Annotated in this window: 14 protein-coding genes and 1 pseudogene; 5 read left to right on the top strand and 10 right to left on the bottom strand. The window is 36.4% G+C overall.

Annotation, left to right across the window (positions count from 1 at the left end; translation table 11 throughout):
- Positions 1 to 27: 27 nt before the first annotated feature.
- The 10 genes from FW778_RS03360 to FW778_RS03315 form a co-directional block, all read right to left on the bottom strand.
- The gene (locus FW778_RS03360) at positions 28 to 258 is read right to left on the bottom strand and encodes a hypothetical protein (protein ID WP_150413180.1); all 231 of its coding nucleotides are present in this window, start codon (positions 256 to 258) and stop codon (positions 28 to 30) included.
- 42 nt (positions 259 to 300) lie between these two features.
- The gene (locus FW778_RS03355; protein WP_150413179.1) at positions 301 to 711 is read right to left on the bottom strand and encodes a c-type cytochrome; all 411 of its coding nucleotides are present in this window, start codon (positions 709 to 711) and stop codon (positions 301 to 303) included.
- A gap of 49 nt (positions 712 to 760) precedes the next feature.
- Complete coding sequence (locus FW778_RS03350; protein WP_150413178.1) at positions 761 to 1,690, bottom strand: DUF5777 family beta-barrel protein; 930 nt, start codon at positions 1,688 to 1,690, stop codon at positions 761 to 763.
- A 10-nt stretch (positions 1,691 to 1,700) separates the two neighbouring features.
- Positions 1,701 to 2,099 carry a hypothetical protein gene (locus tag FW778_RS03345; protein ID WP_150413177.1) on the bottom strand — a complete coding sequence of 133 codons (399 nt, stop codon included), beginning with the start codon at positions 2,097 to 2,099 and terminating at the stop codon, positions 1,701 to 1,703.
- A 31-nt stretch (positions 2,100 to 2,130) separates the two neighbouring features.
- Complete coding sequence (locus tag FW778_RS03340; RefSeq protein ID WP_150413176.1) at positions 2,131 to 3,507, bottom strand: ethylbenzene dehydrogenase-related protein; 1,377 nt, start codon at positions 3,505 to 3,507, stop codon at positions 2,131 to 2,133.
- Between the two features lie 280 nt (positions 3,508 to 3,787).
- The gene (locus FW778_RS03335) at positions 3,788 to 4,252 is read right to left on the bottom strand and encodes a hypothetical protein (protein ID WP_150413175.1); all 465 of its coding nucleotides are present in this window, start codon (positions 4,250 to 4,252) and stop codon (positions 3,788 to 3,790) included.
- 243 nt (positions 4,253 to 4,495) lie between these two features.
- Entirely contained in the window at positions 4,496 to 5,476 is a 981-nt protein-coding gene (locus FW778_RS03330; RefSeq protein WP_150413174.1) for a DUF5777 family beta-barrel protein, read from the bottom strand.
- Positions 5,477 to 5,499: 23 nt separating this feature from the next.
- On the bottom strand, positions 5,500 to 5,874 hold the full coding sequence (locus tag FW778_RS03325) for a hypothetical protein (protein ID WP_150413173.1): 375 nt from the start codon (positions 5,872 to 5,874) through the stop codon (positions 5,500 to 5,502).
- Between the two features lie 21 nt (positions 5,875 to 5,895).
- On the bottom strand, positions 5,896 to 6,696 hold the full coding sequence (locus tag FW778_RS03320; protein ID WP_150413172.1) for a hypothetical protein: 801 nt from the start codon (positions 6,694 to 6,696) through the stop codon (positions 5,896 to 5,898).
- A gap of 223 nt (positions 6,697 to 6,919) precedes the next feature.
- A complete protein-coding gene (locus FW778_RS03315) occupies positions 6,920 to 7,519 on the bottom strand; it encodes a hypothetical protein (protein WP_150413171.1) in 600 nt (199 codons plus the stop codon).
- A gap of 222 nt (positions 7,520 to 7,741) precedes the next feature.
- Here FW778_RS03315 and eat point away from each other — a divergent pair.
- The 5 genes and pseudogenes from eat (at position 7,742) to FW778_RS03290 (ending at position 13,857) form a co-directional block, all read left to right on the top strand.
- A pseudogene (eat, locus tag FW778_RS23670) lies at positions 7,742 to 9,057 on the top strand (ethanolamine permease).
- A gap of 38 nt (positions 9,058 to 9,095) precedes the next feature.
- The gene (locus FW778_RS03305; RefSeq protein ID WP_150413170.1) at positions 9,096 to 10,454 is read left to right on the top strand and encodes a glutamine synthetase family protein; all 1,359 of its coding nucleotides are present in this window, start codon (positions 9,096 to 9,098) and stop codon (positions 10,452 to 10,454) included.
- 148 nt (positions 10,455 to 10,602) lie between these two features.
- Entirely contained in the window at positions 10,603 to 11,751 is a 1,149-nt protein-coding gene (locus FW778_RS03300) for an iron-containing alcohol dehydrogenase (RefSeq protein WP_150413169.1), read from the top strand.
- Between the two features lie 29 nt (positions 11,752 to 11,780).
- The gene (locus FW778_RS03295) at positions 11,781 to 12,479 is read left to right on the top strand and encodes a gamma-glutamyl-gamma-aminobutyrate hydrolase family protein (RefSeq protein WP_202552055.1); all 699 of its coding nucleotides are present in this window, start codon (positions 11,781 to 11,783) and stop codon (positions 12,477 to 12,479) included.
- A gap of 10 nt (positions 12,480 to 12,489) precedes the next feature.
- On the top strand, positions 12,490 to 13,857 hold the full coding sequence (locus FW778_RS03290) for an aldehyde dehydrogenase family protein (RefSeq protein WP_150413167.1): 1,368 nt from the start codon (positions 12,490 to 12,492) through the stop codon (positions 13,855 to 13,857).
- Positions 13,858 to 13,977: the final 120 nt, after the last annotated feature.

Here is a 13,977-nt window from a genome sequence, read left to right as displayed (position 1 = left end):
TTACATGAGTTTGATTATTGGACACTGCTATTTTTTGATCCAGTTTTGTAATTCTTTATTGGTTATCTTTTTCTTTTTAGGAGATAGTGCAGCTATATCAACCTCTACAAGTTTGCCGTCTTGAGTTAGCATCTTTACTGTTTTTGTTTCTTTCTTTCTTTTGGGAACCCAAAATTTAAAAGCAGTAAATAAAGCCGCTGCGGAAATACCAAGCCCAATAAATTTTTTTCGGCTCTGTATTTTGTTATCGGTATCCATATGTTTCATTTCTTGATGAGAAGTAGTATCGAAATAAATTGATTACTTGTTTAGTGTTCTTATATAATTTACAAGGCTCCAGATGTCTTCTTCATCAGGAATTTTTTTCTTGAAGTTTGGCATATCTTCTCTTCCTTCAGATATTTTATAAAACAAAGCGCCGTCTGACTGGCTTTGTACTTCTGCTGGTGCAAAGCTTCCCGGGTCAGTTTTTAATTGCGCTGCCTTTGGCCCATCACCATGCCCGGATTTACCATGACATGACTGGCAATTTTTTATCCATAATTCCTTTCCGTTTTTTAAGGATTCAGCATTAGAGGCAACAGGATTTTTCATACTGACATATTTACCAGGAACCACCCATGGTTTCTTAGGCTGAAAAGCAGTGATAATGCTAAAGATTGCAACGCTTGCAAGAAGCAGAGCTGATGTGAATAAGAATTTTGTTTTCATTTTATTTTATTTATTGTTTGATTACTAATTTAATATTTAAAAGTGTGGTTTAAAAATTCCATAGTCTTGTGATATTAAAGCCAATTAAAAATTGCCCCTTTGTAAAATCATTCTGATTAAACATGGCATTATTTTGAGGTAAAATATAGCCGTAGTTTCCGACAAAAACCTGGAAATCATGTCCGCTTGACCTCATCTCCAACCCGATACTGATATTAGGATGGGGATTATTTGCAGGATGTTCAGTAAGCGGTTGATCATAATTAGCAATAATGGCGGTTTGAGGGGCTATCTTATACCTTGCTGAAAATGAAATCGCGAAATGATCGTTTTTCATTAACTGTTGAACTTTTCCTGACGAATCGATATAACCCTGGAGATTATTAAAGTGTGATAAGCTTGGGCTTACCTGGATAGAAAATTTATCGGTAACTTTTCTTGCAATCATAATTTGGTTAAAGTAACTGAAGCGATCGGATAAGCTAACAAACAATGTTGTTGCGTCTTGTTTTCGTGTATCCATAACGGCATTGCCAAAATAGGTAACACTTACAGGTATTTTTTCATCTTTTGTTTGTTGCAATAAAGCATATTTTAAATTCCAATCTACCTGCATTCTGTCGTTGCTGGCACCAAATCCTACCTGTAAATTCTTTACCGGTACATAGCTAAAACCCAGTCTCATTTTGGCGCTTGCAAAAAGTCCGAACATATCTTTAAAGCCATTACTGGCAATTCCAAATCTGTGTAGAATAGCAAATTCGAAAGTTCCTTTAATAGGTAACATTACAGTTTGATTATCTATTAAATAATTTCCTTCAAATGTATTTTTTACAAAAGATTTCTTTTTAACTACAGGTTCCGGAGCTGCATTATCAGCCTGTGTAGAGTCCTGCGCGGCAGCACCCAGGCTCATAATCATCAGCAGGCAAAAGGCAATGCTATGTTTTATGATAAAATATATATTCTGTTTTTTCATAAATTTTTTTTTAATTGTTTTTTGCGCCTTGTTTAATCCAGGCAAGTATTAATGCATTTATATTTGAAGGATTATTAGCACTGCCAAGAGGCATTGCTGCACCTTTTTTTCCTGTTAGCCATAGGTATACTTCACTGCTTGGAGGATCTGAAAGATTAAGATAGTGACCTGACACTAATGAATTATATGCATTTGTCTCAGTTAAATTAGGAGCAACGCTTCCACTATGGCAACCACTTGTAGCGCAGCTTTTGGTTAATATCGGAACAATGGTTTTGGAGAATTGAACCGTCTCTGTTATGGCAGGAGAGTTATCTAAAAGAACGGTTGTTGTTTTGGAACAACCAGCTATCGTAACCACCAGCGCAGCAATAAATAACAATCCTATTCCTATTATTATCTTCGACATGATTGTTGTTTTAATTATTAAGTCGCCAGGATTATTTCTTAAACGTGAGGGTTAAGTTTGGTTGAATGCCATGCTGGTAATTTGAATTGTTCCAAATCGCCACTCCAAATACCTGGTCTTGCAAACTTGAAAAATCAATGTCCTGTTTTAATACATCCCCGGTCTTTAATGCACGCTTGTATTCAACAATCCAACCAGTACCGGTATAAACAGCAGCGCCGGTTATATCGGCTCTTCCCCCGATTAAGGGAACTCCAATATAGCCTGGAATTGAATTTTTTGCAGTAGCTCCTGTAGCACCGCTTGATTTTTGATAATCGGTACCTACATTAGGATCAATTGTTGAACCATCACTTAAAGTCAAGACACCGGTCTTTATATCCAACTGAGTTACTTTTTTGGCTTTTCCACTTGCCGTATCTGCCACTAAAATATAACCAGCACTCCCGGCTCCCGGGATTACCCAAACTGGAACGGAAACAGTATCCTTAACTGTCACAGTATCCACCTTATGAGAAAAATAGAAATTTTGCGAATTATTAACTTCACCTTGTGTTGGAGATGACGTGTAATTTGGACGATAGGGCCAGGTTTTGGATTTTGTGCCGTCCGGATAAATGCCATCCACGTGCCTTCCGTTTCCATTACCACCTGTAACATTAGTATAAGTTGGGCCACCAGCCCAATCCTGGTAGTTGTCATCCACAAAATGAAGCGACGCATCTTTACTCATATAACCTAAGCGGCCCCACCACATATCAATTTTTTCAGATGCACCGTTAGTATAATGGTTACCACTGGCATTTGCTGTATAAACTGCCGGATCTTTAGAATAATCCATATATGGCGTAAATATGTGGCAGCTTGAATAGCAGGTTTGCGAGACGAATTTTGGAGTTGAATTATCAATATTCCAAAGCATGGCAATTCTATCTTCACCGAAGCCAACTCTTGATAAAGCTCCGTTTGCATCGTATGAATCATTATTAGGTTCTTTTTGCCATCCTGTTTTTCCGGTAACATTCTTTGCAGGATCAAAATACCAGGGTGCAACATTTACACTTTGAGTTGGATCTTTAATTTCAACTAAAAAATAAATATTTTGATCATCATACATAGAGCGGATAGTTGCAGGATATTGCTGACCGCTGTAGCCCGAAAACAATCCGTTTCCCGGATCGGGTACCGTTGGCAAAATATTTAGTTTTGTTGCATTAGCCCAGGATGCGTCAATTGTGCCATCAATGGTAGGTGGTGTTGTTACCTTAATGGATTGGAGGGTTGTTGAATTATCTGAAGTATTATTAACCGTAAGTATTTGGTCGTGTTTGGTACAGCTTATCCAATAACCTACAAATAAAACGAACGAAGTCAGTATCCAAAATGACTTTTGTTGAAACATTTTCATATTTGTTATTTTAATAATTTAAATCTTAAGCAGTTGTAGATAATTACCTTGTTTTAAGAATGCGTAAAAATATAAATGGTTAAAATAAAATTTTGTGAGGTTAATCATTCCTAAATGTGATTTTGATCATAACTTAAAAGTTGATTACAAGTTGAAGAAATCATTAACTATTTAAAATCTGATAATTATAGAATCCCATTCGAAATTTGTCTGGATGATATTATAAACAAAGAGCAGAATATTTACGTGTATGCTTTATTGTTATGAAAGATGAATTCATCTATTTTTTAAAATAAAATCCGAGCTCAGTGTCAATGTTTGGCATGTCAACAAGTACAGGATCCTTTTTCCCGTCAAAAAGAAATAAGCCACATATGTCGTTCTTGTTATTGAGGTCAATACATATTTTACTTTCATTGGCTTTTATAAATATCAGGTAACGGGCCATTGAAACTTCAACAATATGTATTTGAGGCCAATATTTTTTAAGCTCTATCCTCGCATTTTCCATTTGATAATAACAATTGTGAGTGAGCATATCAAAAATGGCTTTTTCGTTCACTGCTTTTATTTTTTCCATTTGTAGCGAATCGGGACTGTAAAATACAGCTGATTTAACTGTAACCTTAATGGTATCATTAAAACTGGATGCTGGCTTTTTTATGTTCGATGGCTTTCTTTTTGGGATTTCCTCTTTCTGCTTATTATTTTTTTCATAGTTTTCAGAACATGATGAAGTGAGCATAAATATTGTCAATATGCAATACGTGAGGATTTGATAAGGAATTATTATGGTAACATTTTTGCTCACGGAAAGAGAGTTGAAAACTTTCTATTATTACTTTTACTCTAGTAGCAACTAAGTTGGAAGCTATACTTATTACCGAAGCAATCATAAAATAAAGAACCCTGAATTGCAATTGAATTAAGGGTCCCCTAGTTTTGAGATTGTCGCTTTATTTATATAAGCACAATATTTATATTATAATTAAAAGTTCCACAACCTGGTAATATTAAAACCAATCAAGAATTGACCACCTTTCACTTTTGTGCCACCTGTTTGAGTAAATCCAAAGGGGTTGTTTGCGTTGTATAGACTATTTTGTTGAGGGTTCAGCAAGGAATAGTTTCCTGCAAACAACTGAAAGGTGTGTCCACTGGTGTTAAACTCAAAGCCGAATGCCAGGTTAGGATGTGGGTTATCTGTCGGAAACCTTGTAAGAGGCTGATCGTAGCCGATAATAATTGCTGTGACGCCCGTTAATTGATACCTTGCGCATACAGATGCTGTAAACATGTCAAACTTCTGTTTTTTATATATAAATGTGGTAGTATCTTTCTGAGCATAATAACCCGGAACCGAATTTTGATGAGATATGCCTGCTCCAACCTGTACCGATAATTTATCGCTGACCTTGCGGGCCACCAGCAACTCGTTAAAAAACGAGAAGCGTTCCGTTTGATAAGTAAACAAAAAATGACTTGGATCTGCAATCGACTTATAACCTATATTTCCATAATACGTAACACTTACAGGATATTTGCCCTTTGTCTGCTTTATTATAGCATATTTTGCGCTTCCATCCCACAGCAAATCGTTCTTTGTAAGCCCAAAACCAAGATACAAATTATTGACGGGGGCATAATTAAAGCCGATGCGCATGTTAGCTGAAGCATAGATACCCCAAACATCTTTGGCACCATTTTCAACTGTTCCAAACCGGTGCTGAATATCCGCTTCGAAAGTCCCCTTCACGGGAACCATTACGGTTTGATTATCCAATATCCATACACTATTAAATGTATTCTTTACAGGCTTATGTTTCATTGGAACTGGCGCATCTGTTTGTATTGCATCAGCGGTACTGTCAGCCTGGGCAAAACCTGCACTGGTTGCCATAAACAGTAAAACCGTTATATAAGCGCAAAATTTCAATTGCCTTTTTGATGTATAACTAATTCTTTTCATTTGATTAATTTTTTTGGGATCACTTAATTGTTAGGAGCGCCATTTCTTATCCAGTCATAAATTTTTCGTCTGTCATCAGCATTGGGAATGTGTACCTGCATGTTTCCGTTTATTTGTTGGTACAGCTCACTTTGCTCTGGCTTTATCGTATTCACAAATCCTCCCAAAAGCTGTTGGTAAGAAACATCAGCACTTAAATAAGGAGCCTGAGAACCTTTTACATGACAACCGGACAAAGCACAATTTGCGGTAAAAATGGGCTGGAGATCGGTGCTAAAACTTACGTATTGAGGCGGCTTGGTGTTAGCAACAGCAGGTAGAATCACATCCTTGTAGCAACTGCTCAAGACAAAACTCGTAAAGAACAGCAATCCTGCGTATATTAATAATCGTTTCATTATAATTAAGTTTTTGAGTAATTATAGATTATTGAAATTTATGTTACATTGAACCGAAACAATATCTGATATTTCGTCAGTAGTCATTCCAAAGGATCGGCAGTTGAACTTAAAGTTTAGTTGCAAACCAAATACGTCATAGGCTTTCGCTGTACCCGCATCAATTGTTGACCTTTTTACATAAGAAAGTGTACCATTTATTGTTGTGTCATGGGGGGCGGAAAGTAAACCCTTCCAACTCATTACCATCGTAACGATATAGCCCGGACTTTTTGTATCAAATTCCACTTTGGTAGTTCTGATAACAGCTACGTTGGAGTCCTGGAGGTTCTGTGTGCCGGTGATTATTTTGGGTGCAGCTACATAGCCTAAATAACAATTTCCGTCTCTTCCGGGTTCTCCTGTATTAGAGGTATTCATTTGAACATAGCCGGCAAAATAAGTTTTTGTCGGATCGTTTTCATAGAACGCCCATGAAGTATCCAGCACGGGCTGACCTTTTGTAACGTAAAGCTGTCTTGCAGAAGATGGAAGACTATTTAGTCCAAACATGTTAAAGCGGCCTGTAAGCAGGGCCCCCTGTTGAAGGTAGTCACCTGACCAAAGAACGCTGGAATGTACCTTGTCCATTTTCCATTGGGTTGTATCGCCCTTGGTTTCGGTGCCGGGCAGAAAAACGCTATTACCGCGGTTAATAATAACAGTGCCGGTGGACTGGTCTGGAAGAATCAAATCTTTATGAGTACAACTCGCTATATAGCCATATCCGCTTATCAAGATCAGGGCAATTAATAGCAGTGCTTTGTTGTTGAACAGTTTCATATTGTATTTTTATTTATGAATAATTAAATGAAAACACGAAACTAAATTGGCCAGATTAGTATTCTTATGATTATAATCAATCACCCGGGTGACTTTTGTCACAAAGTAAAAGGAGACTTACCCTGGACGCAGCATGAGCATAAAATGGATTAAATAGTTGCAGAAATTTATATGAAAGCGGAAAAATGAATGTTACTAACGTCGGCAGGTAATCGCTAAAGTGTTATTTCAATTCCTGTTTCTTTTTAGGGAGAAAAAGAAAAGATAATAATAACATCAACACTAAAGAACCAATATTTAAAAGCAGGCTAACGGTATAAATTCTCATATCGTTTTTTAAAATATTCTCGTCTGCTGATGAAGCAAATTGTAATATGATATCCTTAACCAAAAAGAAAAAGAATACCAGGCTATGAAGTAGACTCAGTGCCCTTTTCCTGCCGACTGCAGGTATCCAGAAGAGTATTGAAATTAATGCCCAGATCATCAGGTAAGGCGAATGCATTAACAGTTTTACATTTTCGGATGAATAGTTGAAATATAGTTTTTTTAACTGAAGGCCGAGATAAAGGGTCCCTGTAAATGCGTACGCAAAAGGTAAAACTGCAAGTATGCGGGTCTTAAAATTATTTTCGGCCCGTTTGTTTCCTGCAAAGTAAATTATAACGGCATATATTAATGGATAACCTGAAAAGAAAGCCATTAGCTCTAACTGTTGCAGGTATACGAAAAAACTATTTGCCATTTTAGTTTCAATTTTAAATGTTACCGAATCGTCGACTTTATCAAAAATTTGAAATTCATTGTATTTTGGTTTGCTCATGAAAATAAAAGAGACTTTTATTTCTTATTTTCATCTTATAAGAGAATTGAATCAATGTAGCCCAATCCAATATAAACATTTTGCAATAAATTTTCAACTTGTTTGTAATTGTTATCCTGGTCTTTCAACCATCAAATTTCACAGCATTTTTCTTTGCAGTTAAATATTAGTTTTTTTGTTATAAGTTTATTTCAGAATTATTTAAGCTGATAAGCAATTAACATGTCTTTATTACCAAAGCCTCATCCCGCTGAATTAAAGCGTACACTCTCACCTGCTATGTTGTGGGGCCTTGGTGTTGGGTACGTTATTTCTGGAATGTATTTCGGATGGAACCTGGGACTTGAAGAAGGGGGTACGTTAGGTTTGGCTATTGCTACATTTTTTATCATCATTATGTATGTCACATTCACATTCAGTTATGCTGAATTAGCCTGTGCTATACCTAAAGCCGGTGGCGCATTTGATTATGCTGCACGTGCACTCGGAAAAGACTTAGGCTTTGTGGCAGGTATGGCCCAAAATATTGAATTTATTTTTGCTCCTCCTGCTATTGCTTTTGCAATCGGCGCTTATTTTAATTTATTCTTTCCACAGATACCTGTTATTGCAATTGCCATCTTTGCTTATGTAGTTTTTACTGCCTTAAATATCTATGGTGTGAAGGCTGCTGCAATGTTTGAATTGGCTATAACAATTTTAGCAGTAGGCGAGTTATTGTTATTTACAGGTATAACTATTCCTCATTTCGATTTCAAAATTTGCAACATAATGCATTGCCTCACGGATGGATGGGAATTTTTGCAGCTATTCCTTTTGCTATTTGGTTTTTTCTCGCTATAGAAGGTGTTGCCAATGTTGCAGAAGAGGCGATCAATCCTCAACGAACTATTTTAATTGGATTTGGTTCTGCTATTCTTACATTGGTTATTTTATGTGTATTAACTTTTGCATCTTCAATCGGTGTTGCGGGGTGGGAAGCTATAGTTTATAAATCAGATGGTACTTCTTCAGATTCGCCACTGCCATTGGCTTTGAGCCATATTGTAGGGAGCAATCATGTAATGTATCACTTATTAATTGCGGTTGGGTTGTTTGGATTAATTGCATCTTTTCATGGAATTATTTTAGCTGTCGGAAGGTCTGTTTTCGAATTTGGAAGAGTGAAATTTGCGCCGGCATTTATTGGTAAAATTCATTCAAAATTTAGGACACCCTCCAATGCATTATTGATTAATATGGTCATTGGAATAATTGCGTTGCTTACAGGCAAAACAGCAGAGATTATAACCATTTCAGTATTTGGTGCGCTAACGTTATACATAATATCTATGGTCTCTCTTTTACAATTAAGAAAAAAAGAAGCACAGATGGTTCGCCCTTTTAAAGTGCCGATGTATCCTTTATTTCCCGTTTCAGCTTTAGTAATTGCAATTGTATCGTTTGTTGCAATGACGATTTTTAATTTACAACTTGCGATGATCTATTTGGTGATTATCGGAGTTTGTTATGGTGCGTTTAAAGTAATTAAGAAATAAGAACGTTTATTATTTTTAATTTTCATCAATGAAATTATATGAATATAGAAGAAATCATTCAATACGTAAAAGATCACCCCTCAGGAAAAGTAAAGATTGCATTAACTGATATTGATGGCATATTGCGTGGTAAATATATTTCAACAGAAAAATTTCTTTCGGTAATTGATGGCCATACGGGCTTTTGTGACGTCATCTTCGGATGGGATTCAAACGATGTGGCTTATGATAATGTTGCTTACACGGGCTGGCAAACAGGGTATCCCGATGCGCCTGCTAAAATAGACTTATCTACTTTCAGGAAAATCCCATGGGAAAATGATGTCCCTTTTTTTCTGGGTGAAATGGTAGATAATAACAATAAGCCATCATCAGTTTGCCCAAGGCAATTATTGAAAAAAGTTTTGAAGGATGCTAACGGTCTGGGTTACCTGCCATATTTTTCACAGGAATTTGAGTGGTACAATTTTGCAGAAACTCCGCAAAGTGTTCACGAAAAGCAATTCAAAAATCTAACGCCGCTCACGCCGGGTATGTTTGGATATTCCATCCTAAGAAGCTCCCTAGAAAATCCATATTTCACTGATCTTTTCGATTTCCTCAACAAATTTGGGGTTCCATTAGAGGGCTTGCATACCGAAACTGGTCCGGGTACTTATGAAGCGGCTATTAATTATTCTGAAATTGTTGAAGCCGCAGACAGGGCAGTAGTGTTTAAGACATCCGTAAAAGAAATTGCGTACATGCATGGCTGTATGGCCACCTTCATGGCTAAAATTAATGAGAATCTTCCCGGTTGCGGTGGGCATGTGCATCAAAGTTTATGGGATAAGAACGGGAAAAAAAATCTTTTTTATAATGAAAAGGATGAGATGAAGATGAGTAGTATTATGAAAAATTATATAGCAGGACAGTTGTATTGTCTTCCTTATATTTTGCCCATGTTTGCTCCAGTAATTAATAGTTATAAACGGCTGGTAGAAGGAGCGTGGGCTCCCACTACACTCACCTGGGGAGTTGACAACAGAACTGTTGCTTTGCGGGTTTTGTCATTAAGCAATAAATCCTGCAGGCTGGAAACAAGAGTCATAGGTTCAGATGTAAACCCTTATTTAGCAATGGCCGCTTCACTGGCATCTGGTTTGTATGGAATAAAAAATAAATTAAAATTAAAACAACCTGCTACTGTTGGAAATGGTTATAAAGATTATTCAAACGGAACGCTTCCTAAAACATTAGATGAGGCTACGAAGATGATGAAACAATCAGAAGTTGCGAATGAAATTTTAGGAGAAAAATTTGTTGAACACTTTGTTCAAACCCGTGAATGGGAGTGGAGGCAACATTTGAAGGCTGTTACTGATTGGGAGTATAAAAGATATTTTGAGATTATATAAGATCCGATTTTATTACCTGCAGAATCACGGTTCAAGGCCAGGAAGATTTGTTAACGCTCTATTATGAAAACTTAAACAAATATTCACGGCTACTTCTTACCTTTTATCCTTATGTATCTTTGCCCAAATCCTTTAAATAAATTTCTAAATGAAGTTCGACAAAATTTATCAATACAATTTTCCAACTACCATTCGCTTTGGTGCAGGAGCCAGTAAAGAACTGGGAGATTATTTACTAAAAAATGATTTATTAAAGCCTCTTATTGTTACCGATCGAAATGTTGCTCAATTAGATTTTTTTAAAGAAATTATTTCTGACCTCAAGAAAAAAAATATTTCAACGGAGGTATTTAATGACATTCATAAAAATCCAATAAGGCCTGACGTTTATAATGGAACAGATGTTTATGATGCAACAAATCGTGATGCAGTTATTGGAATAGGAGGTGGCGCTGCTTTAGACGTTGCAAGGGCTATTGTATTAAGAGTAAATCATCGTGAAGATCTTTTTAAATATGATGATCTTATTGGTGGTGATGTTTATGTTACTAATGATGTTCCGCATTTTATTACTATCCCAACTACGGCCGGAACCGGGAGTGAAGTCGGAAGAAGCGCTATCATTTCTGATGAGATAACACATCAAAAGAAAATCCTTTTTTCACCGAAGCTTTTGGCTAAAATCGTCTATGCTGACCCGTTATTAACGATGGAATTACCGCCGTTTATTACTGCTGCTACCGGCATGGATGCACTAACCCATAATATGGAGGCGTTTCTTGCAAAGATGCCACATCCTATGTGTGATGGAATTGCCCTGGAAGGAATTTCATTAATTAACCAGTCGTTGGTAAAAGCAGTAAAGAATCCTGACGTTGAATCACGAAGTAAAATGCTCATCGCTTCATTGATGGGAGCCGTTGCTTTTCAAAAAGGATTAGGCGTGGTACATTCATTAGCGCATCCTTTATCTTCATTGCTGGATACGCATCATGGCCTGGCAAATGCTGTGAATATTCCTTATGGTATGGAATTCAATATTGAAGGATTTGAACATAAATTTAAACGAATAGCAAGAACACTCGAATTAACAGAAGAAAACGGGGAAGGAGTTGTTGAGTATTTGCATGAGTTAAATTCTAAAATAAACATCCCAAACAGACTCGGTGATATTGGTGTAAAAGAAGAACACATAGAAACATTGGCTGATCTTGCTATTGCGGATTTTGCTCATCCTAATAATCCAAAACCCGTTACCAGAGAAAATTTCAAACAATTATATTTAAACGCATTGTAAGATGAGTTTTTTACTTTAAAATTTTATTGATGAAAAATATTGTTATTGGTATTAGTGAAGGTTCTAAATATTTTAATTATGAAAACTGGTTCAAAGATGAGCCTGGAGTGCAAATAATTAAATTGAGTTATCTACTGGATAATTTTAAAGATGTTGAAAAATGTAATGGAATTATATTATCGGGAGGAAATGATATAAATCCAAGGTTGTATAACCAACCTGACTTTCTTGCTTATGTTAACCCAAAAGATATTGATGAAAAGAGGGATGAATTTGAATGGCAAATAATTAAATACACTCAGGAGAATCAAAAACCTCTTTTAGGAATATGCCGGGGGTTACAAATTGTAAACGTTTATTTTGGCGGCACATTGGTTCCTGATATTCCCGCATTTGGAAAATTTAACCATGGTAAATTTAAAGAAGGTGATGACAGGAAACATTTAATTAGCGTTGATCCCAATTCAGCTTTATATAAAATTATTGGCGAAGAAAAGGGTGAGATAAACAGTGCTCATCATCAGAGTGTGGATATGCCAGGTTTTGATCTCGTGGTAAATGCACTATCACCGGATGGAATAATTGAAGGAATAGAAAGAAGAGAGCCGGAAGGAAAATCATTCCTGATGTTGGTACAATGGCATCCTGAAAGAATGGAAAACCAGCAAAGCAGGTTTGCAAAAAATATTAAACATAATTTTATAGATACAGTTCGGCAAACTATTTAATAAATAATTTATGAAAATCATTAACCCTGCAACAGAAGAACTCATCAGGGAAATTGAAGAGGATGCAAAAGTAACTTTAGAAAAAAAAATTCAATCATTACAATCTGCTCAACCTTCCTGGCAAAAGGTTTCATTGCCGGAACGAATAAGAGTTCTACAGAAGTTTTCTAATCTTCTTAAAGGAAATATTGAAGAGCTTGCGCTTACTCTTTCTAATGAAGTTGGTAAACCACTGCAACAATCACGTAATGAAATTAATGGCGTTATCAATCGTATTAAATGGCTTACAGGTAATGCAGAAAAATATTTATCCGATGAAGTAATGAATTTTGAAGAGGGGCTTGAAGAAAGAATTTCTTATGAACCTTTGGGAGTTATCTGTAATATCTCTGCATGGAATTATCCTTATCTCGTAGGAGTAAATGTATTTGTTCCGGCTTTGCTGGCTGGTAATGCTGTTATGTATAAGCCTTCTGAATATGCCACGCTTACAGGATTAGAAATTGAAAAGCTATTGCAACAGGCAGGGCTACCCGAAAATATTTTTCATGTAGCGGTTGGTGCAAAAGAGGTTGGAGAGTTGCTGCTGGAACTTCCATTCGATGGATATTTTTTTACAGGCTCTTATAAAACAGGCAAATATATCTATGAAAAAGTAGCTGCTAAAATGCTTCCATGCCAGTGTGAGCTGGGTGGAAAGGATCCTTTGTATGTTGCAGAGGATGTTACCGATATTAAATCAGTTGCAGCGGCAACTGCAGACGGAGCTTTTTATAATAACGGGCAAAGTTGTTGTTCAGTTGAAAGAATTTATGTGAATGAAAAAATTTATGATAAATATGTTGAGGAGTTTGTTAAGGAAGTGAAATCGTGGAAAAGCGGTTTGCCGACGGAAGATGGAATTTATTTTGGGCCACTAACAAGAAAAGAACAACTTAATGTTTTGGGAGAACAAGTTAAAGATGCATTGGAAAAAGGCGCGAACATACTAATTGGTGGAAAACGAATTGATAGAAAAGGTTATTACTTTGAGCCAACGATTCTTACTAATGTCAATCATGAAATGCTTGTTATGAAAGATGAATCCTTTGGGCCGGTTATTGGCATTATGAAAGTAAAAAATGATGATGAAGCCATCCAGCTAATGCAGGATACGGAATATGGATTAACTGCTTCTGTTTATAGCAGTAATAAAACAAGAGCGGAAAATATTTTGCAACACATAAATTCAGGAACGGGTTATTGGAATTGTTGTGACAGGGTGAGCGCTGCTCTTCCCTGGAGTGGAAGAAAACACTCTGGCTTTGGCGTAACCCTTTCCCACGCAGGCTTACGTGCTTTTGTAAGACCTAGGGCTTTACATCTGAAAACTGAATAAAAAAAAGCATTTTTGATTTTATATTGTAATATTCATAAAAAATAATACCTGGTTTTTCTTCAAACACAAGATTGCCCGAAAGCAATATTATAAATGAAATCTTTTTGCCACGGATTCAAA

This window comes from Ginsengibacter hankyongi (assembly GCF_008710285.1).
In the GTDB taxonomy this organism is placed as follows: domain Bacteria; phylum Bacteroidota; class Bacteroidia; order Chitinophagales; family Chitinophagaceae; genus Ginsengibacter; species Ginsengibacter hankyongi.
Note: the sequence above shows the minus strand (reverse complement) of the source record. Positions and strands in the feature narration are given on the sequence as shown.